Source organism: Myroides sp. C6-3 (assembly GCF_050522425.1).
Taxonomy (GTDB): domain Bacteria; phylum Bacteroidota; class Bacteroidia; order Flavobacteriales; family Flavobacteriaceae; genus Flavobacterium.
This window is the reverse complement of the sequence record NZ_JBMVQP010000015.1, coordinates 22544-43375: the sequence shown is the minus strand read 5'-3', so window position 1 is coordinate 43375 and position 20832 is coordinate 22544. Positions and strand designations below refer to the sequence as shown.

Below are 20832 nucleotides of genomic sequence, written 5' to 3'. Positions count from 1 at the left end.
TAGGCACATGATGCTAAAAAGCCTAGATTATAACGCTGATCAGGGGATAATCTAGGCTTTTTACGCCATCTATAGGGGAATATAAATCTTCTGTAAAATTTCTTCGTACTCTTTTTCACCAATACTAGCAAAGGTAATTCCTCCTCCACTCTTGTAGAAAAAATGTTCTCCCTCTTGTTCTATAAATCGAATCATAACTGCACTATCTAGTGTATTTCCATCAAATATTCCGCAAATTCCTGTATAATACTTGCGTGCATAGCCTTCGACTTCTTCAATGATCTCAACGGTTTTTTCTTTGGGTGATCCTGTTATAGATCCTGCTGGTACTAGCTTATTTAATAAATCTCCGAGTGTATCTTGCCAATCTTCTTCCAAATCTCCACTTATTTGAGAGCTCATTTGCAACAATTCCCCTTTGGAAGTTTTCAATTGGTCCAAATAGCGAAAGCGATCTACGCCTACATTTTTTGCCACTCGGTTTAAATCATTGCGAATTAAATCGACAATCGTATAGTGTTCGGCTGTTTCTTTCGGATCTTGTAATAGCAACTGTTCGGCTTGTGGTAAGGAGGCATCAATAGTTCCCTTCATCGGATAGGAATAAATACGATTGTCTTTGATTTGCACGAAGGTCTCTGGTGAAAAACAAACCATTTGCTCTTTTATCCACAATTTATACTTGGCCTTACTTGCAAAAAAAACATCTTTTAAGCTTCCTTCTAATGCAATGGGTGTGGATACGGTAAGGTTAATTAAATAGGTATTGCCCTTTTGTATTTGATCTAGGACGTGATCAAACTTTTGCTTGTACGACTCATAATCAAGGGGATATGCTTTTAATTGGGGCACTACCCCTCCTTCTTTAAGGTTCTCTCGATTGGTCTTTGTATTGAAATGATAGCAAACTTCTTCTTTATCTAAAGTATCCAAAGGGATAACGTCACCTTTTTCACCTTTATAGTCAATAAAAAATAAAAAAGGTTTTCTTTCCTTTCCCAATTTATTCATCTTTGAGATAATTGTATCTTTGATCCCCATATTCACACGTCTATTGAAAGTCAAAAATACAAATTGTTTATGAGCCAAAAGAAGGAAATACTAATTATCGACAATCGCGATTCATTTACGTATAATTTGTATCAGTTATTTGATGAACATCCTCTTTGTAACGTGCATGTTCAGTACAGTGATGAGGTCAATCTCGACGATCTAGAGCGCTATGATCAGCTAGTAATCTCCCCAGGACCTGATGTGCCTCGTGCGTATCCTATCTTATTCGAAATTCTGGCGCGTTATGAACACACTAAACCTATCTTGGGTGTTTGTTTAGGTCATCAAGCCATTGGTGAATATTATGGCGCTAACCTTTACAATGTACAACACGTTTTTCACGGACAAGCAAGACCTCTAGAGTTACTCTCCCCCGATCTTCTATTCAACAATATAGAGAACCATACTGTTGTTGGGTTATATCATTCCTGGGCCTTAGCTCAGGATCATTTTCCTTCAACCTTAACTGTTACGGCCGTAAGTAGTGATCAGATTATTATGGCTTTTAGGCATCAAACTAAAAACGTTAGGGGAATTCAGTTCCATCCGGAATCGTACATCACTCAAAAGGGTAGGCAAATGATAGCCAACTGGATTGAACAATAGAGGTCAATTCCTTGCTTGGCCGACTTTTTTTGGTGTTTTTATTGGGCTAATTCAAGTGTTTTTTCCTCGACATTTTGCCTTACTTTTATAATTCTACGCTAAATATATTGCCAAGCTAAATGTAAAATAGTAACTTCAATCGATAAAAAAGAAATGTATCTTTAAATGGAAGCAGGAATAATACAAGACCCCAAAGTCCAAAAATATCTCCCTTATCTCGGTGCACTGGCCATTTTTATGCAAGCCTTGGATGGTACAATCCTAAACACAGGACTCCCTTCTATTGCGGCTAGTTTGGGAGAATCTCCTTTAGAAATGCAGAGTATTATAGTGTCCTATACGCTTACTGTAGCACTGTTAATTCCGTTAAGTGGCTGGTTGGCGGATCGCTTCGGAACAAAGCGTATTTTTATTCTTGCTGTTGCCTTATTTACTTTAGGATCTTTGTTTTGCGCGTTGTCCAATACATTAAATGAACTGATTTTTGCGCGTATTTTTCAGGCCATTGGCGGTTCTATGATGGTTCCCGTCGCACGTCTTACTTTGCTTTATGCATATCCTAAGGATCAATTACTCAAAATTATAAATTTCATTACTATTCCTGCTTTAATTGGCCCTATGTTAGGTCCAACGGCTGGTGGTTTTTTAGTGGAAAAATTATCTTGGCATTGGATTTTCTTAATCAACTTGCCCGTTGGGATTATCGCCATTCTTCTCGCTCGATCTATTATTCCAAATTTCACCAACAAAGTGGATCGCTTTGATGTAATGGGATGGATATTATTCAGTGGTGGATTGACTATGCTGACGTTAGTGATTGAGCGATGGAATTCTCCTGCTTTATCGGCGACTCAATTGGTCGGTCTATTTGTTGTAGCAGTCTTACTCATCATTGCCTATATTGGGTATGCTAAACGCAGTACACATCCGTTGATTAAACTAGAGCTATTCAAAATAAAAACGCTCAATATTGGTTTAATTGGCAATTTAGTCACTCGTTTTGGCATTGGTGGAATGCCGCTAATGATCCCCCTTTTGTTGCAAATCGGATTTGGTTATTCTGCTTTTTACGCCGGCCTAATGATGATTCCTCAAGCGCTATCGAACTTGATTTCTAGAAATTTTGTCGTTCCGATTGTCAAGCGTTTTGGCTATAAAAAAACATTGGTATTCAATACTATTGCAACGGGTATTTTAATTAGTCTCTTTTTCTTTGTCAACCACGATACCCCTTTTTACGTTATTATTCTATTGATGGTTTGCAATGGTGCTTTTAATGCCGTTCAGTTCACCTCTATGAATACGATTTCCTTAGCAGATTTAGACAACAACACCTCTAGTGACGCCAATAGCTTACTCTCAGTTACGCAACAATTGGCAATTAGCTTGGGAATTTCTATATCAGCTATGTTTTTACAACTCTTTCGAAATAGTAATATTGACACTGTGGATCATCCAACGGCCGTTTTTAACTATACGTTTTTAGTCATGGGTGTCTTAACAATCTTATCTAGTACCGTATTCATGAAACTCAATAAAAACGATGGTGCGAGTTTAGCCGGAACGCAAGCGTATGATTCTACTAAAAAATAAACCTCAAGCCATTGGCTTGAGGTTGCTGCAAATTAATATAAAACAACATAACTAAATAGTTATAGGGATTGCATCAATAGCATAGAAGGCGCGTGATTTAACCAGATACTTCTCGTTTCAACCAACTTCTTCCAACTGTCTAAGCTTATCAGCATCAAATCAAATTCTTCGATGAATTCTTTTGATACGACCTTATTGCTAATGAGGCGAATATGATTGGGCTTATATTGCTCAATAAGCCTGATATTTTCTTTAAATTCCGTGTGATTCTCTAATTCTCCTGTCGCATCTAAAATAGATACTTGTACTTCGTTATTTCGGATCATTTTTTGCGCATAGGGCAGTAATTTCAAATCTCCTTTACTAAAAATAGGCAAGAATACGTGTTCTAATTTTTTAAAATCTTTGTTAATCAAAATGCCCAGTGGCACTTTCGTACGATTCATAATTTGTTGTGTACGTGCATTAAACCAAGAATTTTCAAACAGTTTTTCTCTACCAGTTACTTTATTCAACAGTACGTCTGGGTTGATGATTCGCGTGGTAAATCCCAGGATATTTCCTAAAACGGAACCGCGATAGATCGAGTATCCCATTTCAATAAGAAGCAAATCACAGGTTTCTTGATGGACCATGCCGACCACATCACTTTCAATATCGTTTGAAACTTTGTAATACGTTTGCACTTCTTGGTCCATTTCTGTTGCTTGCTCTTGTACGGCTTCAAATATTTCTTCCTCGTAATCTTGTGTATGGAAGGAATTCAACTCTTCACTGTCAATCATATGCATAGCTGTAATGCGAGTATCAACGGTTGATTTTCCTGTAAATGCATGTGCCAATCGCATCAAGGGAGCTAGACTCAATTTATTTTCAAAGAAAAGAAAGACTTGATATTTTCCGATGACTACACCTTTGTGTTGCGGCTCATCACCTAAGGGACCAAAAATCTTGGCTATTAAATCCAAAAGAGGTCCGGTCATGAAGGTAGTCGCTAAAGCCATAATAACCATCATGGCAAATACTTCACCGGTCATAACCCCTAGATCAAAACCAATATTCAACACGATCAACTCCATCAATCCACGGGTATTCATTAAAGCACCAATCGTTAGACTATCCCGCCAATTAATACCCACAAATTTTGCTGTTATTGCACTACCTACAAATTTTCCAACAGTCGCAACTAAAATAATTAGTCCTGTTATCTTCCACAAATACGGTTCGTTTAACAACCCTATTTCTGTACGCAATCCAGTATATACAAAGAACAAAGGTAAGAACAACACAACGGCAACATCTTCTACTTTTTCAATAAAAATAGTTCTAAACTTCATGTTATCAGGCATAATAGCCCCTGCCATAAACGCTCCAAACAAGGCGTGAATTCCGATTACCTCTGTACAATATGCTGAGATAATTAAAATTAACAAGAAAATTGCTACTGTTCCTTTGCTTAGTAATTTGCTACTCCCTTGATACTTAGCAATACGAGCCAAGAAAGGACGCACGAGTTTCAACATCACAATGACATAAAGAAAAGCTAGCGCGATGATATAAAGAGAACTGACAAAACTACCTGCTTGTACAATAGCAATTACAGCGGCTAATAAACACCAAGCTGTAATATCATCAGCTGCTGCACAGGTAATTACAATCGTTCCAATTCTGGTTTTTTGGAGTCCTCTTTCTTGTACAATCCGCGCCAAAACTGGAAAGGCGGTAATACTCATTGAAATTCCCAAGAACAATCCAAAAGACAAAAAGTCTACACCAGCAGGTGCAAAAGATTCAAAGATATAATACGCTAATGCCATTCCCAATGCAAAGGGAATCACAATACTCGCATGGCTAATTAAAACGGCATCATGCGCTTTGTTTTTGAGTATTTTGAGGTCTAATTCCATTCCAATGACGAACATAAAGAGGATTAAACCTATTTGGCTTAAGAAGCTAAGATTGCCCAAAGATTGAGTAGGAAACATCACTTCGGAAAACACTGGAAAATACGTTCCCACTAAAGAAGGACCTAAAGCGATACCGGCAATAATTTCTCCAATTACCGAAGGTTGTCCGATTTTCTTGCAAATCCACCCAAATACTCGGGCTACCAAAACAATGGTCACGATTTGTGCTAATAGCAAAGCTAGAGGACTTTTTAAATTGTGTATTAAGGTCTCTAGAAAGTTTTCCCAAGCCGTATTATCAGATACAATGGCTTTGGTGTTTACTTCTAACTTTGAACCTTGTGTAACTACCCAATAAATTAAAGCTGTACACCCTCCAATAATGGACACATAAAGAAGAGAATTCCTATATTTTGACATGATATTTACGATTTTCTATTTCAAAGACAAAAGTCTAAATTATAAACATCGCAAAGCTTCTTACTGAGTTCAAAACAAGCTTTCTTGTAATGAAGAACCAATATCCTGTAATGAAAGTTATATCTTATCTAAAAAATCGGTTTTAAACGTTACCCCTAGTGTAAGTTCGAGGGGCTTTCCATTCGCTGTACTCAGCTGTGTTGTGATTAAATCATGCCCAAAAAATCGCACTATTTTTAAGGCGATAATTTCTCTTTTGTTGATTCTACAAAATTTAGATGCAGGAAGGGCTTCAACTAACTTATCTAAAGCGACGTTTTTTGCGATTAATTGTTGTTCTCCTTCTAAATAAATTTCTTTATCTCTACCGTCATTTTCACAGGTTTTAATATAGAGAATATCGTCAAATTGTATAATTGCCTTCCCTTTATTTGAATTTATCGTCAGAGAGGTGTTTTGTTCCAGTGGCTTTAACTGGCGCATGGCTTTTTGAATGGCACGTTGCAAACGTTCCTTCTTAATGGGTTTAGCAATATAATCGATGGCATCAACTTCAAATGCCTCTAAGGCATATTCTTTATAGGCGGTTACAAAGATCACTCCTTTATTTGTTAAGAGCTGAGCTACACTAAGTCCATCTATTCCTGGCATATTGATATCAAGTATTGCCACTTCAAAATCTAATGTTGTAGCTACCTCTAAAAAAGTAGTTGGATCATCAAATACTTGAACGACTTCTATTTCTGGAATTTGCTCACAAAGCATTTTTAAATATTTCAACCCCAGTAATTCATCATCTAAGAGTATACATTTTAGCTTTGAAATCATATAAGTTTATTTTTAAATGCATGGAATGGACTTGCTCATCTTCAGATTTTTCCAATTTATAGTAAGGGCCGTAGATCAAGTGCAAACGCTCTCTCAATGCGGATAACCCATAGCCGCCTTTTTCTTTTCTCAGCGAAGCTTTAGATGATTTCTTATTGGAAACAACCAAATCAAACTGTCCTTTTTTCAATTTAAACAAAATCGTAATAAAGGCGTCATTTCCCGTCAAATCTGCGTGTTTAAAGGCATTTTCTATTAACTCTACACAAATTAAAGGCGCTACTAGATCTTCTGCATACAAAGCCTCTACTTCTCCTATATTGGATCGAACATCTAAACGGAATAACGGATTGAGCTTGATTTTATTGATATCGATTAAACGCATGGCAAATTCGTGTTCTTCTTTTAACGTCACTAGTTTGCGTTGGCTATCATAGAGAATATAATCTAATACCCCAGCCATCTTATCTAAAGCATAATACGTTTGATAGGCATGAGATTGAATCGAGTTTAATATATTCTTAAACAAATGGGGATCTAATCGAGATTCGAGATTCTCTAACTGTAAGTATCTCAACTTGGTATCAAACAACTCCTTCTCTTTTTCAAAAACAACACGTTGCTTGTTATAGTTGAACAAAAAGTACAACAAGATGCCTATGATGATTAATAGGAGAACAATAATAAATAGGTATAAATACTCCATACTTTTATTTTACTGCTTCTTTATGAAACAAATGTACTGTTTTTTTGTGATGGTGGTTGCGCCTTGGTTGTGGTTGGTTGTGAAGATTTTCAATCAAAAGAGGATTAAGCCGATAACTCATAACCGATAACAGCTAACTAAAAAAAGAGAGAAGTACGGTAGCACTTCTCTCTTTTTTTTATCCGATAAAGGATAACAAGTTTAGAAATCTATTTTGGCAATTTTAAACTCATCTCCTCTTTTAATCAAATGAAAGGTTTCAACTGCACCACTTTTTTCGTATTGAACATCATATTCAAACTCAAACTCTTTGGTTTTTTCTTTTTTATTTTCTTCTGTTAGGTCTCCTTCTTTAAAAACAGCTTTTACGATATGTCCTAATTCAGCTTCTCTTTGTTTCAATTTAGCAAAAAAATCAGCTTCTGTAGTTGTTTTAAAGAAATCTTCATCTAGATATTGTTTCAAATCATCATACTTTTCTTCGCCTAAATTATAATAGTACCATCCTATCAAAGTCTTCCCTGCATTCTCATCCCCCAACGCTCTACTGTTTTTTGTTTCTTTACAGCTAACAAATAGAAAAACGCTACAAATAATCACAAATAAGTTTCTCATAAAAAATGTGGTTTATAGTTAATCAATCCTTTTTCACATCCTATCAACTCGCAAGATGCACTTTAAAGTTAAGAAAAATTTACGATTTTAACAAAATAAAAAACAATTTTTATTAGGAACTTTTCTTCTGAAAATAATAGGTATAAACCCAAGTTAAAGTAAACGTGGGGATGATATCTAATCCGGGGGAAATCTCTTCAATAAAGTTGACAATTGCTCCTACCTTTCCTACTTTACCAGGATACATTTTTGCGAGAATAAAAGCGGAAATAGGCGCCCAAACTACATCACTAAATTCTCCTAGAAATGGCAATAAATAGCTAGCCATTCCTATTAAATCAAGAAATAGTCCAGTAATAAGTTGCCTGCTCTTTATTTGTTTTACCTCTAGCTGTTCTTGTGGTGTCATCGTGCTTATTCTTTCAATTTTGAAGCATAGTTCATTTTAAATTTCTCTACCTTGGGTTTAACTACCATTTGGCAATACGGATTTTCTGTTCCCTTGCGCTCAAAGTAATTTTTGTGATAGTCTTCTGCTACGTAAAAAGTTGAAGCTGGACTTAGCTGTGTAACAATGGGTTGGTCGAATACTTTTTCATCGCTTAAAATTCCTATATACTCCTTTGCTGCTTGCTTTTGTGCTTCATCCAAATAAAAAATCTCACTTCTATATTGCGTACCTACGTCTTCTCCTTGTCTATTCAAGGTTGTTGGATTGTGTGTTGCAAAAAAGATCTCCAACAGTTCGGTATAGCTCACTTCATGCTCGTTGTAGGTAATCTCAACTGCTTCTGCATGTCCTGTTTCACCTGTACAAACCTGTTCATACGTCGGATTGGCATTTTTACCTCCAATATACCCTGGTAATACCTCTACCACTCCTTTTAAACGCTTAAATACTGCTTCTGTACACCAGAAACACCCGCCTCCAAGTATTGCTTTTTTCATGTATCTTCTACTTTTTTTTACTGCCTTTTAATTCAGTCTAAGTTATCAATAATCGACGGAAGTCAATAATCATTTGAAATATTTTTCTATTTTTAATTTTTAATTGATTCAAAACATTGTTATTTTGTAATCGATCCAAAAACAAAGGTATGATACGAGCGACGAATATTAGAAAATCTTATGACCAATTAGAGGTTTTAAAAGGTGTTGATCTGCACATTAAGGAACGAGAAATCATTTCTATTGTGGGAGCATCGGGTGCGGGAAAGACAACCCTTCTTCAAATCTTAGGGACATTAGACAAACCGACGATTCAACCCAACAGTTCGTTAATCATTAACGATACAGATGTTCTCAAGCTCAATGACAAAGAAATCTCTAAATTTAGAAATCTAAATTTGGGATTCATCTTTCAATTTCATCAATTACTTCCTGAGTTTAACGCCTTAGAAAATGTTTGCATTCCTGCCTATATTGCAGGAAAAGACAAAAGAGAAACCGAACAAGAAGCCAAAAGGCTTCTAGACTATTTGGGGGTTTCTCATCGTATGGATCACTACCCTTCTGAACTTTCTGGAGGAGAACAACAACGCGTTGCTGTTGCTCGAGCCTTAATCAATAAGCCCAAAGTGATCTTTGCAGATGAACCCTCTGGTAACTTAGATACCAAAACAGCAGAAAACCTACACAACCTCTTTTTTCAACTGAGAGATGAATTCAACCAAACGTTTGTGATTGTTACGCATAACGAAGAATTAGCGGATATGGCTGATCGCAAGTTGATCATGACGGATGGTTTGATTACTTCGCAGTAACGCATTCGCGAATCCTATTCTATTTTCGACGCTAACTTGTCCAAATTGTCAACACCAAGAACGAGAAGAAATGCCAGTGACTGCTTTTCAATTCTTCTATGTGTGTAAATCGTGTCAGCCCCTCTTAAAACCCTTAGCAGGTAATTGTTGTGTATTTTATAACTATGGAAATATAAAATGCCCGCCGATTCAGCGGAGCAATTCTTGCTGTTCCTCATAATAATTTCCTAGCTTTGTTAGATGAATCAAACAGAACTCAAAGAATTTTTAGACGAGAAAGTAGTCCTGTACAACAATCCTTCTTTTATCGTGGATGACCCAGTACAAATTCCTCATTTATACACCCAAAAAGAAGATATTGAAATTGCAGGTTTTCTAAGTGCTACTATTGCATGGGGTAATCGCAAGATGATTATCAAGAATGCGCATAAAATGATGGATCTCATGGGAAATTCCCCCTATGATTTCGTAATGAATCACAACGAAGACCACTTAGAGGCTTTGGATGGTTTTGTTCACCGTACCTTTAACAGTATTGACTTCGCTACTTTTATCCAAGCGTTACAACATATTTATCGCCATCATGGTGGATTAGAAGAGGTGTTTAGTACTTCCGATCTGCCACTACAAGCACGCATCTCTAAATTTAAAACGCTGTTTTTTGAGATTCAACATCAAGCACGTACACAAAAACACATTTCTGATCCGTTAAAAGGTTCGGCTGCAAAAAGGATTAACATGTACCTAAGATGGATGGTCCGCAATGATAATGCTGGTGTAGATTTTGGTATCTGGAAAGGCGTATCTCCAAGTGAGCTTTCTTGCCCACTTGATGTACATTCAGGAAATATGGCACGTAAATTAGGAATACTAAAACGCACACAAAACGATGCGAAAGCCCTTTTAGAGTTAGACACCGCTTTGCGTGAACTGGATCCTATTGATCCTGTAAAATATGATTTTGCCTTGTTTGGATTGGGTGCGATTGAAAAATTTTGATGATTGTTCGTTGTTAAATATTTGTTGATTATTGTTCTTCAAATAAATCAACTATCAACTAATAAACAATAGTTTGGTATTCCAACGGAATTTTACCGAAGTAAATCGCTTTGACAATTCCATCGGATACCCCTATTTTAGGGACGTAAATTTGTTTGGCTCCACTGGATTTCATCGCAAAGGTATAAATGCGCAACGCAGGAATAATTACATCGGCTCGATCGGGATTTAACCCTAAAATGGCAATGCGCTCATCGTACGTCATCTCTGACAAACGGGTTAATTGCTGATTCAAATAACTATAAGTCAAAGGTTTATCCTGACTTTTTCCAGACATCTTGAAAGCCTTATTGATATTTCCTCCTGATCCAATAACAATCAAATCATTCAGGTGTTTGGTTTCTTCTTTGACCCAGCTTTGTATATCATTCCAAACGCTTTTAGAAACCATATCATTCAACAAACGCACGGTTCCGTTGCGGAAAGATTTAGAGGCTATGGGCTCCCCTTCTTTAAAAATGGTAAACTCTGAACTTCCCCCACCTACATCTACGAACATGACATTCTTCGTTTGGTTGATGAAGTTTTTTAAATCCGTTGAGGCAATAATCATCGCTTCTTTCTCTCCATCAATGATGTTAATTTTTATTTTTGATGCGGCTAAAACAGCTTCTGCTACTTCCTGTCCATTTTCTGCTTCCCGCATGGCACTTGTTGCACAGGCCATAAAGCGATCTACCTTATTGACGCGCATCAACAAATAAAAAGCTTGCATCGCCTCAATCATGCGTTGTTTGGATTCGATGCTGATTTCGCCTTGTGTAAAGACATCTTGCCCCAAACGAATGGGAACGCGAATTAACGAACTCTTATTGAAAACAGGATCTTTCCCTTTGGCTTCCACAATATTCATAATCAACAAGCGCATGGCATTGGATCCGATATCGATGGCTGCATATTTCTTTATTTTTAGCATGTATTATCCTTTAAGTTTGTTCTTGTAATAACGGTACATCTCCTTTTGTGATTGAAAATCCGCCTCCCCTTCTCTTTTTCTGTATTTATTGGAAAGATCTCCTGACTGAATACGCGTTTTGATATTGCCCTTCCACCCGATCTCGAAGGTCTCTATCAATTCTTGCTTGATGTTATCATCGTAAATTGGACAGGTTACTTCTACGCGTTCATCTAAGTTACGCGTCATAAAATCGGCAGAGGAAATATACACTTCTGGATTGTTATTGTTTCCAAAAATATAAATGCGCGAGTGTTCTAAGAAGCGATCTACTACACTAATTGCTTCGATATTCTCGCTCATTCCGGGGATTCCGGGAACTAAGCAACAAATACCGCGAATGATCAGCTGTACTTTCACTCCTACATTACTCGCTTCATACAGGCGATCCACCATTCTCAAATCAGATAGACTGTTCATTTTTAGTCGAATTGACGCTGGCAATCCATTTTTAGCATTGCGTATTTCGCGATCAATTAATTTATTAAATCCTGATCGCGTATAATGTGGAGAAACTAAAAGGTCTTTGTACTTGTGTACGCGATAGTTCACTTGCAAGAATTCGAAAACTTTAGAAACCTCTTTCATAATTTGATTATGAGCGGTTAATAAGGTCACATCGGTGTATATTTTTGCTGAACTTTCATTGAAGTTTCCTGTTGAAACAAATCCGTAGCGTTTAATCTTTTTATTTTCCAATCGCTCAATCACACAAATCTTACTGTGTACTTTTAATCCTCTTACACCAAAGATCAACTGTACACCTTCTGATTGCATTAATTCTGAATAGTAAATATTACTTGCTTCGTCAAAACGCGCTTGTAACTCGATTTGTGCAATTACTTTTTTTCCATTCTTTACCGCATTGATTAGAGAACTAATAATTTGTGAGTTTTTAGCCAAACGGTAGAGCGTAATTTTAATCGACAGTACTTGTGGATCTAGAGCTGCTTCTCGCAACAAACGCACGAGATAAGAAAACGATTGATAGGGAGTATAAATCAAGTAATCGCGTTTTTGCAATTGTTGGATGATACTGTCTTCCATATCCAGCCCTACAACAGCAGCGGGTATCTGTTTCGGATAGGTTAAATCCGATCGACCAAGTGTTGGAAAACTCATATAGTCACGACGATTGTGGTAACGTCCTCCTGGGATAATACTATCATTCATTTCAATTTCAACATTTTCCAAGAGATAGTCCAACAAGTCTTGATCCATTTCTTGATCGTAGACAAAACGTACGATCTCCCCTTCTTTGCGATCTCTAACTCCACTGGAAATCTTTTCTACAAACGATTTATGAAGATCTGTATCCACCCCTAATTCAGCATCTCGAGTAATTTTAATCATAAACGCTTTTTCTGCTTTATAATCAAAAATACTAAAGATAGACGCCAAATTATGGCGAATAATATCATCGATCATAATGATGTATTTTTTATCATCATCTGAGGGCAATTCAACAAATCGATTGACAATATTGGGAATTTCAATAATAGCGTACCTCGTTCCCTTTTCTCTTTTATTCGCTTTACTACGCTTAGAGCGCAAAGCCTCATCGACTTCTAGTTTCACTGCCAAGTAGCCGTGGGTATCCCTCAATAAAGGAAAAGGCGCTAAATCACTGAGAATTACGGTTACTAAATCGTGAGACAACGTATGTAAAAAGTAATCTTTGACAAAGGCCTTTTGCTTGTCATTGATTATTTTTTCGTTTACGATGAAAATATTTTCTGCTTCTAGTTGTTTTTCAATTTCAGCTAGAATGCGTAAACTTTCATTTTGCAGGACAATTACTCGGTTGGTAATTTCCTTCAATAAATCTTTCACTACAACACCACTCCCTAATCGGCGATTACCTTCACCAGTTAAGACCATACGTCGAATCGTTGCATAACGCACCCGGAAGAACTCATCTAAATTATTGGAAAAAATTCCGATAAAACGCAATCGTTCGAGTAAAGGGACGGTTACATCACCTGCTTCTTGTAAAACTCTCTCGTTAAAAGCCAACCAGCTTTTCTCACGATCAACATAATAATATTTTGGTGTTACAGTAGTTGTATTCATTTCTTATTTTAAATCTCTAGGAAAAACTTTACTTATTACCGTTCCGTTTTTAATCTCTTTCCATTCCTCTTGGGGGAAGTCCATCACGACTACTCCTGATGTGGGGACATTATCAATCGAAACCATACCAAATTTATTAACAAAATCTGTGATAGCATCATTATGTCCGAAAATAATCAGTGCATTGTGTGTATTTTCACATTTTTTTATCGTTCGTGCCAGTTTCTTGACGTCGAAAGTATAGATATCTTCTTTTTCAATGACATAAGCTGGGTTGATATCGAGGTTTTGACAAAAAATAGCAGCCGTTTGTTGTGCGCGCTTGGCTGTACTAGTCCAGACAAGAAATCGCTCTGGCAAAAGAGAGCCGATGGCATGAGAAACCAACAGGGCATCTTGCACCCCTCTATCTTTGGAGATGGGTCTATTTTTATCCGCTGTAATAGTGTCCCAACACGATTTAGCATGTCTGATTAAAATAAGGGTTTTCATAACTAATTATTTTTTTTACTAAATTTAATTATAATTTAGTGGTTGTTTTATTTTATTTTCTCATTCTTCTTATTAAATCTAAGGAAAATAATTATAAAAAAATATATTTTAGCCTATAAAATAAAAACTTTACTTTTGAAGTATTATATTTTAAGCTCATACAATGAAAAAATTCTCTATTGAATTCAAATGGGCAGCTTTGGCAACCTTAGCGGCTCTAGTTTGGATGTTTATAGGAAAATCAATGGGATTTCACACGGAAAAGGTGCGTTTTGAAGTACTGCATGAAATGCTATTTAGTTTTTTACTCTTTATTTTTTACTGGTTGGGAATTCGCCAAAAAAAGCGTGAATACTATAATAATGTCATGCAATGGCAACAGGCATTTATGACGGGATTAGTACTATGTGTAATGATTACGCTTTTCTTTCCTATCATTCAATTCATCACCTTCAATCAAGTGAGTCCACATTTTATGGAGACACTACAACAAGCCTTGATCAACGAAGCGAAAATGGCGCCTGAAGAAGCTTTACAAAATGCTTCTTTTGACTTATTTTTAAGAAATGGTGTGATGAATAATCTATCATTTGGTATTATCTTTACTACTGTAATTTCGTACTTCATGAAGACGAAGAATTACGACCAAATAAAAGCGGCTGCTCAAAAACCAGAAATGGTAAAAGTGAAGAAGCAAAAAAGTAAAGCAAAAAGAAAATAACACAATTAAAAACTCAACTATGGATATCCGAAATATACCCCTAATAAAAAATACAGAGGCCGATAATTTCTTTTTATTGGCTGGTCCTTGTGCTATTGAAAGTGAAGATATGGCGATGCGCATTGCAGAACACATCATCAAAGTAACGGATAAGCTTCAAATTCCCTATGTATTTAAAGGGTCCTTCAAAAAAGCAAATCGCTCAAGAATTGACAGTTTTACTGGAATTGGAGATGAGAAAGCTTTGAAGATTTTAGCCAAAGTAGGAAAAGAATTTGGTGTACCAACTGTTACCGATATACACGAGTCTTCAGATGCGGCTTTAGCTGCTGAATACGTTGATGTTTTACAAATTCCTGCTTTTTTGGTGCGTCAAACAGATTTAGTGGTTGCAGCAGCCAATACAGGAAAAGTAGTCAACTTAAAGAAAGGGCAATTCATGAGTCCGGAAAGTATGAAACACGCGGTACAAAAAGTATTGGATTGCCAAAACGAAAGTGTTATGGTTACGGATAGAGGAACCATGTTTGGCTACCAAGATATGATTGTTGACTATCGTGGAATTCCAGCCATGAAACAGTTTGCAACGACAGTACTAGATATTACGCATTCCTTACAACAGCCCAACCAATCCAGTGGTGTAACAGGTGGTCGACCAGATTTGATCGAAACTGTTGCCAAAGCGGGAATTGCTGTAGGTGTTGATGGAATCTTTTTAGAAACGCACTTCAACCCTGCTGAAGCGAAAAGTGATGGAGCCAATATGCTCCACTTGAATCACTTCGAAGATTTAATGACAAAATTAGTTGCTATTCGGCAAACGGTTCGCCAGTTCTAATACACCTAGTCCTGAAAAATCGATACAGGATTAATAATTTAAAATTATAATACTTAACAGTAGTAAGCTTTAGTTTGCTACTGTTTTTTTATACTCTCTAAATTTGATATTCTTAATTTTAGACATTTGATTAGGAATTAGCGTATAATTAGCTCCATGAGGTCTATCTTGATTGTATGTTTCAACAACTTGTTTGACTAGTTTTTTCATTAATTTCTTCTACCCATTGTTTGGCTTGTTCTTTGGGTTTTTCTTCATTCATCGTAAACACGTCACTTGCATCGACATAAAACGTATTGTTTGGGGGTTGGCAGACAACAAGGGAAACAACAAATCAGGAATGACGTAGTTCCACTCTCCTAGATAACCTGAGTATGTTTGATGAGTTTCAGAGTCTATATTGTAAATGTAGATGCAATGTGCCATAGCTTTATTTTCAGTCAAAAATAAAGCGAACCCAATTTTAAAAAAACAACCAGCGTATAAAAAGTAAAAAAATCACTAGAATTGGGTAGTATTCTTCCTATACTTCTACCCTATTTCAATTTAATTTCTTTAATCAAGGCATTCATCGGGATTACTTTTATCTCTTCTCCTTGTTGTAAAAAAATATAATCAGTCGTTTTGCCGATTAAAATTCCCTCCGTACGGCTGTTATCCGCATAGGTAACGCCAATCAAATCTTGATTGACCACTGCGCGTTTATAGCGTTCGGCATAAACATGAGCTCCTAAGAACAGATATAAAACAAAAAGCAGAATTCCCGTGCTGAGTTTTTGCTTCGCGTACCACTTTCCTGGATCGAGGTTAAACATCCACTTGGCATACGAGTTCGGGTGTTTTTTTTGCCAAAACACATCCACTCGATAGATGAGAACCGTTAAAAGGATGGTTCCCAAAGTAAATAGTAAAATCATAAAGTCACCGAATGGTGCAATCAGGAAATCAAATAACCCTGCATAATCAAAAACATTGATCTCAAATAGAATAAATTTCTTGTAGTTGAACAACATACCGATGCCAACAGCTACTAAGTAAGCGATGGTCAACAGTGTTTGGACATCTTTAAACAAACGCTTGACCACAGTATTAGTCGTAAATTGATCATCCATGAGCAAAAAGATAGGGCTAAAAAAGGTTAGTATTGGTTGATTTCTTTTGCGAATGTAAAGAAAAAAAAGTTTGATTTGACCGTGTCTTTAAACAAAAAAAAACGAGCAAGTACACGTTGGTGTACTCACTCGTTTTACTGGTTTGAAATTAACAACAACTTTACTTATTTCGCCACAGCTTGTTCTACTTCGTCAATCATCATTTTGATTGATTTTAGCCCTCCTCCTGATAAATACCAAGTTTCAGGATTTAAGAAGATGATTTTATCATTTTTATACGCATTTGTTTGTTGTACTAATGCATTTGAAAACTCTTCCTTGCTTAATGTAGCGCGTTTGATTGCAGCACCTCTATCGATAACAAAAATGTAATCAGGATTTAATTCTTTAATCAACTCGTTCGAAATAACTTGCCCATGTGTAGCTACTTCAATGTTCTCATCTGCTGGTTTTACTCCGAATACATCGTGAATAATTCCAAAACGAGATCCCTTTCCATAAGAACTCATGCGTCCTTCGTTCACTAATACAATTAAGCCTTTTTTATCTGAGTTTTCAGTACTGGCTTTAATCTTAGCTATACGAGCGTCGATGTCTTTTAATTCTTGCTCTACTTGCTCTTCTTTGCCAAACAATTGGCCGATAATACGTTGATTTTTCTTGAATGAATTCAGGTAATCTTTAGCATCTACATCTAAATTAATCGTTGGAGCGATCTTTTTGAATTCATCGTACATCGAAGCCGTACGACCAGAGATAATGATTAATTCTGTATCTGCTGCATTTACTTTTTCTGCATTCGGTTCTTTAATTCCTCCAACATTATCGTATTCACTAGCATTGAATTTTTCTAAGTACTGTGGTAAATTTGATCCAGGTACTCCTTTTACAGGAATTCCCAATTCGTCAAAGGTATCCAATATCCCATAGGTTAATACCACTGGATTCTTCGGATTAACGTGTACTTCTGAAGTTCCCGATAAATGATCCACAGTCACTACTGTAGGTTCCGTTGTTGAACTTTGTTCTTCGTTTTTTGTTTCTTTACATGAAACAAACAAAAAAGTTGCTGCTGCTAGGCAGCTAATCATAAATTTACTCATAACGATGGTTTTATAAATTATTTAAAATAGACACAAATTTTGTGATCTCCATTATCGATAATTCTCATATCGATATCGAAAACATCTTTCATTTTTTCCTCGGTAATCACTTCGTTTGTTGGTCCGAAATAGAGGATTTGATGGTTTTTTACAGCAGCAATATAATCTGCATAAGCCGCTGCGTAATTGATATCGTGAACAACAATCACGATCGTTTTTTGATACTTATCTGCTAATTCGCGTAACGTCTTCATAATTTCGACCGAGTGTTTCATGTCTAGATTATTCAGGGGTTCATCTAACAAGATGTACTCTGTATCCTGTGCTAAAACCATAGCGAGAAACGCGCGTTGTCGTTGCCCTCCACTGAGCTCATCAATAAACTGATCCTCAATATCTTTCAACCCCATAAAGGCAATACTCTCTTCTATTTTTGTATGGTCTTCTTTTTTTAATCTTCCTTTCGAATGTGGAAAACGTCCGAAAGAAACGAGCTCTTTAATTGTTAGGCGAATATTGGGGCTATTGCTTTGTTTGAGAATAGCTAAGCGTTGAGCAAAGTCTTCATGGGTATAGCTCAATACTTCTTTGTTGAGTAAATTAATCTCTCCTTTATCTCGGGATACTAAGCGACTAATAATCGATAACAAGGTGCTTTTTCCCGTTCCATTTCCACCAATAAAACACGATATTTTTCCTTTGGGGAAGCTTACACATACCTGATTTAAGATCAGTTTCTCTCCATACGATTTGGATACTTGATTAACTTGAATCATACTTTATTACTTTTTAACAGCAAGTAGATAAAATAAATTCCTCCGACGAAATTGATGATAATACTTACTGTAGTTGTCAGATTAAACAGATGTTCGACTAAATACTGTGCGCCGATAACGGTAACTGAAGTCAACAAACAACAGGTAAACACGAGTAAGGCATGGTTATTCTTCTTCACCAATTCATAAGTTAAATTGGCTACTAAGAGCCCTAAAAAAGTTATAGGTCCAACTAATGCCGTTGATACAGCAACCATGATCGAAATAAAAATTAAATTGGCACGCACCACCTTGTGGTAATTTACACCTAAGCTAATTGCGTGCTCCCGTCCTAAACTAAGAACATCGAGTTGTTTGAAATAGCGAATACCATACAGCATTGTTGCGATTAGTATCACTGCTGCGATACTCAAAATTTTCAGATTAATGCGTTCAAAAGACGCGAACATTGCATTTTGGATAATGGTAAACTCATTGGGATCAATGAGTAACATAATAAACGACGCTCCACTTTTGAACAAGGTCCCGATTAAAAGCCCCACGAGGAGCAGAGTATACAATCCTTTACTTTCACGTCTAAATACGGCAAAATACATCACCACGGCGAAGACCATCATCAAAGCTACGGACAAGACAAAGTTCCATTCCGAGCCTAATACTTGAAACGTTCGATCTCCATACCAAAAAACAATCAGTGATTGCAACAGCAAGAAAAAAGAATCAAACCCCATAATAGAAGGCGTTAAAATTCGATTCGCTGTAATGGTTTGAAAGACTACAGAAGAATAGGCAATCCCAAAAGATACGAGTAACATCGCTAGAACTTTAAACCCACGACGAGGTAAAACATAGTCTAATTTCGTTCCCGTAAATGTAAACATATAAATGGCAATACTAACGAGTAAGGCCACAATCAACAGAGTTACTAATTTAGTTTTAGGCATGTTTTGTCTTTTTTAGAATTAAATATAAGAACACGACACCACCAACAATGCTCACAGTAAGTCCGATTGGTATTTCGTAAGGCGCAATCAATGAACGGCTAATTAAGTCGCAAACCAACAAGAATATAGCACCAACTAAAGCGGTATAACTGATGGTTTTGCGCAAGTTATCCCCGAAGATCATGCTCACCACATTGGGTACGATCAACCCTAAGAAAGGAATCACCCCTGCAGTGAGTACCACTACAGTAGACGTAATCGAAACAAATACCAATCCGATATACATAATACGCTTGGGATTTAACCCCAAACTCGTAGCTGTATCTTCCCCTAAACCTACAATAGTAAATTTGTTCGCGTATAAATAACATAAAATAACCACTAAAACACCGAGGTACAATATTTCGTAATTCCCTTTTAGTATAGAAGAGAAATCTCCCATCATCCAACCATCCATATTTTGAACAAGGTTATAGCGAAAGGCAAAGAAAGTAGCAATAGCACTTAATATATTACCAAAGACAATACCGATTAAGGGAATAAAAATGACGTTTTGCACTTTGATCTTACTCGCTAAACGCAAAAAGACAATACTAGCCAGTAAGGCTATGGTGAAAGATAAGACTGTTTTAAAAACAATTCCTCCATTGGGAAACAGAATCATACTAAATAGAATTCCCATCTTACAGGCATCAAGGGTCCCCATGGTGGTAGGAGAAACAAATTTATTCAACGAGATTTGCTGTACAATCAAACCCGAAATACTCATCCCTACTCCTGCAATTAGTACAGCAATTGTTCGAGGAACGCGGCTGACAAAAATCACGAGTAATTCATCCTTATCTAAACGATGCAAATCAAAAATAGAAATCTCTTTTACACCCACAAAAATGGATAAAAAAGAGAGTACTATCAATAGCATAACTAAGCCTATTCTTAGCATAAAATACCTTATTTTTATTTAGAATAAAATCAAATAAGAACAAATATATAAAACATGAGGGAGTAGAAAAAAATAAATTTGTTTTCTTTTAGCCAAAAGGAATCATTAAAATTCTCATATCTTCAACAGCTTAGCTCACAAATCAGAAAGCTTTAAACTTTTGGATTGATCTTGCCCAAAGCCCAAATAATCTGGTGTAATTTCCAAGAATACCACAATTCGACAAAAAACATATTTTTTTTACGAGATAAAGCTAAAATAACACTTTACTTGTATACGTGCAAATGCGGAAGGGTTTCAAATTAGCCAACGGCTGTACTCTCTT

Annotated in this window: 23 protein-coding genes; 7 read left to right on the top strand and 16 right to left on the bottom strand. The window is 36.4% G+C overall.

All coding sequences use genetic code 11. The annotated features are described in order from the left end of the window. Nucleotides 1–69: 69 nt before the first annotated feature. Nucleotides 70–1041, bottom strand: coding sequence for an aminodeoxychorismate synthase component I (locus ACPDG9_RS08240; protein ID WP_430527314.1), 972 nt, complete (start codon nt 1039–1041; stop codon nt 70–72). Between the two features lie 39 nt (nt 1042–1080). Here ACPDG9_RS08240 and ACPDG9_RS08235 point away from each other — a divergent pair, with 39 nt between their 5' ends. After that, a complete protein-coding gene (locus tag ACPDG9_RS08235; protein ID WP_430527283.1) occupies nt 1081–1659 on the top strand; it encodes an anthranilate synthase component II in 579 nt (192 codons plus the stop codon). A gap of 165 nt (nt 1660–1824) precedes the next feature. Then, on the top strand, nt 1825–3252 hold the full coding sequence (gene mdtD / locus ACPDG9_RS08230) for a multidrug transporter subunit MdtD (protein ID WP_430527282.1): 1428 nt from the start codon (nt 1825–1827) through the stop codon (nt 3250–3252). Nucleotides 3253–3311: 59 nt separating this feature from the next. Here mdtD and ACPDG9_RS08225 read toward each other — a convergent pair whose 3' ends face one another. From ACPDG9_RS08225 to msrA, 6 genes are all read right to left on the bottom strand, one after another. Then, complete coding sequence (locus tag ACPDG9_RS08225; RefSeq protein ID WP_430527281.1) at nt 3312–5579, bottom strand: cation:proton antiporter; 2268 nt, start codon at nt 5577–5579, stop codon at nt 3312–3314. A gap of 117 nt (nt 5580–5696) precedes the next feature. Next, nucleotides 5697–6407, bottom strand: a complete 711-nt coding sequence (locus ACPDG9_RS08220; RefSeq protein WP_430527280.1) for a LytR/AlgR family response regulator transcription factor — start codon at nt 6405–6407, stop codon at nt 5697–5699. Continuing rightward, on the bottom strand, nt 6373–7113 hold the full coding sequence (locus tag ACPDG9_RS08215) for a sensor histidine kinase (RefSeq protein ID WP_430527279.1): 741 nt from the start codon (nt 7111–7113) through the stop codon (nt 6373–6375). The genes ACPDG9_RS08220 and ACPDG9_RS08215 overlap by 35 nt, the downstream gene beginning before the upstream one ends. Nucleotides 7114–7314: 201 nt before the next feature. Then, the gene (locus tag ACPDG9_RS08210) at nt 7315–7728 is read right to left on the bottom strand and encodes a hypothetical protein (protein ID WP_430527278.1); all 414 of its coding nucleotides are present in this window, start codon (nt 7726–7728) and stop codon (nt 7315–7317) included. A gap of 112 nt (nt 7729–7840) precedes the next feature. Beyond that, nucleotides 7841–8137 (bottom strand): hypothetical protein, encoded by a 297-nt coding sequence (locus ACPDG9_RS08205; RefSeq protein ID WP_430527277.1) that lies wholly within the window; start codon nt 8135–8137, stop codon nt 7841–7843. Between the two features lie 5 nt (nt 8138–8142). Further along, the gene (gene msrA / locus ACPDG9_RS08200; protein ID WP_430527276.1) at nt 8143–8676 is read right to left on the bottom strand and encodes a peptide-methionine (S)-S-oxide reductase MsrA; all 534 of its coding nucleotides are present in this window, start codon (nt 8674–8676) and stop codon (nt 8143–8145) included. Nucleotides 8677–8825: 149 nt separating this feature from the next. On the opposite strand from msrA, the gene ACPDG9_RS08195 reads away from it, so the two are divergent. Genes ACPDG9_RS08195 through ACPDG9_RS08185 form a run of 3 tightly spaced genes read left to right on the top strand, consistent with a single transcriptional unit; the run spans nt 8826 to nt 10490 of the window. Beyond that, nucleotides 8826–9491 carry an ABC transporter ATP-binding protein gene (locus ACPDG9_RS08195; RefSeq protein WP_430527275.1) on the top strand — a complete coding sequence of 222 codons (666 nt, stop codon included), beginning with the start codon at nt 8826–8828 and terminating at the stop codon, nt 9489–9491. 16 nt (nt 9492–9507) lie between these two features. Further along, entirely contained in the window at nt 9508–9711 is a 204-nt protein-coding gene (locus ACPDG9_RS08190) for a GDCCVxC domain-containing (seleno)protein (protein WP_430527313.1), read from the top strand. Nucleotides 9712–9731: 20 nt separating this feature from the next. Then, nucleotides 9732–10490 carry a TIGR02757 family protein gene (locus ACPDG9_RS08185; RefSeq protein ID WP_430527274.1) on the top strand — a complete coding sequence of 253 codons (759 nt, stop codon included), beginning with the start codon at nt 9732–9734 and terminating at the stop codon, nt 10488–10490. A gap of 58 nt (nt 10491–10548) precedes the next feature. On the opposite strand, the gene ACPDG9_RS08180 is transcribed toward ACPDG9_RS08185, so the two are convergent. From ACPDG9_RS08180 to ACPDG9_RS08170, 3 genes are read right to left on the bottom strand one after another with little or no spacing between them, the layout of a single operon-like run. Further along, nucleotides 10549–11466 carry a Ppx/GppA phosphatase family protein gene (locus ACPDG9_RS08180; RefSeq protein ID WP_430527273.1) on the bottom strand — a complete coding sequence of 306 codons (918 nt, stop codon included), beginning with the start codon at nt 11464–11466 and terminating at the stop codon, nt 10549–10551. Between the two features lie 3 nt (nt 11467–11469). Further along, nucleotides 11470–13578 (bottom strand): polyphosphate kinase 1, encoded by a 2109-nt coding sequence (gene ppk1 / locus ACPDG9_RS08175; protein WP_430527272.1) that lies wholly within the window; start codon nt 13576–13578, stop codon nt 11470–11472. 3 nt (nt 13579–13581) lie between these two features. Beyond that, on the bottom strand, nt 13582–14070 hold the full coding sequence (locus ACPDG9_RS08170; RefSeq protein WP_430527271.1) for a SixA phosphatase family protein: 489 nt from the start codon (nt 14068–14070) through the stop codon (nt 13582–13584). Nucleotides 14071–14233: 163 nt separating this feature from the next. Between ACPDG9_RS08170 and ACPDG9_RS08165 the strand changes: the two genes are divergently transcribed. Both ACPDG9_RS08165 and kdsA read left to right on the top strand, forming a co-directional pair. Beyond that, a complete protein-coding gene (locus tag ACPDG9_RS08165; RefSeq protein ID WP_430527270.1) occupies nt 14234–14791 on the top strand; it encodes a DUF4199 domain-containing protein in 558 nt (185 codons plus the stop codon). Between the two features lie 19 nt (nt 14792–14810). After that, nucleotides 14811–15629: a 3-deoxy-8-phosphooctulonate synthase gene (gene kdsA / locus ACPDG9_RS08160; protein WP_430527269.1), complete on the top strand. Its 819-nt coding sequence runs from the start codon at nt 14811–14813 to the stop codon at nt 15627–15629. Nucleotides 15630–15698: 69 nt separating this feature from the next. Here kdsA and ACPDG9_RS08155 read toward each other — a convergent pair whose 3' ends face one another. The 6 genes from ACPDG9_RS08155 to ACPDG9_RS08130 form a co-directional block, all read right to left on the bottom strand. Beyond that, nucleotides 15699–15839, bottom strand: a complete 141-nt coding sequence (locus ACPDG9_RS08155; RefSeq protein WP_430527268.1) for a hypothetical protein — start codon at nt 15837–15839, stop codon at nt 15699–15701. A gap of 326 nt (nt 15840–16165) precedes the next feature. Further along, complete coding sequence (locus ACPDG9_RS08150; protein ID WP_430527267.1) at nt 16166–16741, bottom strand: hypothetical protein; 576 nt, start codon at nt 16739–16741, stop codon at nt 16166–16168. Between the two features lie 164 nt (nt 16742–16905). Further along, nucleotides 16906–17844, bottom strand: coding sequence for a siderophore ABC transporter substrate-binding protein (locus tag ACPDG9_RS08145; protein ID WP_430527266.1), 939 nt, complete (start codon nt 17842–17844; stop codon nt 16906–16908). A 17-nt stretch (nt 17845–17861) separates the two neighbouring features. Further along, nucleotides 17862–18620: an ABC transporter ATP-binding protein gene (locus tag ACPDG9_RS08140; protein ID WP_430527265.1), complete on the bottom strand. Its 759-nt coding sequence runs from the start codon at nt 18618–18620 to the stop codon at nt 17862–17864. Continuing rightward, nucleotides 18617–19564, bottom strand: a complete 948-nt coding sequence (locus ACPDG9_RS08135) for an iron chelate uptake ABC transporter family permease subunit (protein ID WP_430527264.1) — start codon at nt 19562–19564, stop codon at nt 18617–18619. Before ACPDG9_RS08135 ends, ACPDG9_RS08140 begins: the two co-directional genes overlap by 4 nt. Continuing rightward, on the bottom strand, nt 19557–20507 hold the full coding sequence (locus ACPDG9_RS08130) for an ABC transporter permease (protein WP_430527263.1): 951 nt from the start codon (nt 20505–20507) through the stop codon (nt 19557–19559). The genes ACPDG9_RS08135 and ACPDG9_RS08130 overlap by 8 nt, the downstream gene beginning before the upstream one ends. Between the last annotated feature and the right edge of the window lie 325 nt (nt 20508–20832).

Coding starts and splice junctions, on each gene's coding strand:
- ACPDG9_RS08170 (WP_430527271.1), bottom strand. CDS start 14,070: ATGAAAACCCTTATTTTAATCAGACATGCTAAATCGTGTTGGGACACT.
- kdsA (WP_430527269.1), top strand. CDS start 14,811: ATGGATATCCGAAATATACCCCTAATAAAAAATACAGAGGCCGATAAT.
- ACPDG9_RS08240 (WP_430527314.1), bottom strand. CDS start 1,041: ATGGGGATCAAAGATACAATTATCTCAAAGATGAATAAATTGGGAAAG.
- ACPDG9_RS08155 (WP_430527268.1), bottom strand. CDS start 15,839: ATGAAAAAACTAGTCAAACAAGTTGTTGAAACATACAATCAAGATAGA.
- ACPDG9_RS08180 (WP_430527273.1), bottom strand. CDS start 11,466: ATGCTAAAAATAAAGAAATATGCAGCCATCGATATCGGATCCAATGCC.
- ACPDG9_RS08185 (WP_430527274.1), top strand. CDS start 9,732: ATGAATCAAACAGAACTCAAAGAATTTTTAGACGAGAAAGTAGTCCTG.
- ACPDG9_RS08220 (WP_430527280.1), bottom strand. CDS start 6,407: ATGATTTCAAAGCTAAAATGTATACTCTTAGATGATGAATTACTGGGG.
- ACPDG9_RS08165 (WP_430527270.1), top strand. CDS start 14,234: ATGAAAAAATTCTCTATTGAATTCAAATGGGCAGCTTTGGCAACCTTA.
- ACPDG9_RS08150 (WP_430527267.1), bottom strand. CDS start 16,741: ATGGATGATCAATTTACGACTAATACTGTGGTCAAGCGTTTGTTTAAA.
- ACPDG9_RS08210 (WP_430527278.1), bottom strand. CDS start 7,728: ATGAGAAACTTATTTGTGATTATTTGTAGCGTTTTTCTATTTGTTAGC.
- ACPDG9_RS08135 (WP_430527264.1), bottom strand. CDS start 19,564: ATGCCTAAAACTAAATTAGTAACTCTGTTGATTGTGGCCTTACTCGTT.
- ACPDG9_RS08140 (WP_430527265.1), bottom strand. CDS start 18,620: ATGATTCAAGTTAATCAAGTATCCAAATCGTATGGAGAGAAACTGATC.
- ppk1 (WP_430527272.1), bottom strand. CDS start 13,578: ATGAATACAACTACTGTAACACCAAAATATTATTATGTTGATCGTGAG.
- ACPDG9_RS08195 (WP_430527275.1), top strand. CDS start 8,826: ATGATACGAGCGACGAATATTAGAAAATCTTATGACCAATTAGAGGTT.
- ACPDG9_RS08205 (WP_430527277.1), bottom strand. CDS start 8,137: ATGACACCACAAGAACAGCTAGAGGTAAAACAAATAAAGAGCAGGCAA.
- ACPDG9_RS08225 (WP_430527281.1), bottom strand. CDS start 5,579: ATGTCAAAATATAGGAATTCTCTTCTTTATGTGTCCATTATTGGAGGG.
- mdtD (WP_430527282.1), top strand. CDS start 1,825: ATGGAAGCAGGAATAATACAAGACCCCAAAGTCCAAAAATATCTCCCT.
- ACPDG9_RS08145 (WP_430527266.1), bottom strand. CDS start 17,844: ATGAGTAAATTTATGATTAGCTGCCTAGCAGCAGCAACTTTTTTGTTT.
- ACPDG9_RS08130 (WP_430527263.1), bottom strand. CDS start 20,507: ATGCTAAGAATAGGCTTAGTTATGCTATTGATAGTACTCTCTTTTTTA.
- ACPDG9_RS08215 (WP_430527279.1), bottom strand. CDS start 7,113: ATGGAGTATTTATACCTATTTATTATTGTTCTCCTATTAATCATCATA.
- msrA (WP_430527276.1), bottom strand. CDS start 8,676: ATGAAAAAAGCAATACTTGGAGGCGGGTGTTTCTGGTGTACAGAAGCA.
- ACPDG9_RS08235 (WP_430527283.1), top strand. CDS start 1,081: ATGAGCCAAAAGAAGGAAATACTAATTATCGACAATCGCGATTCATTT.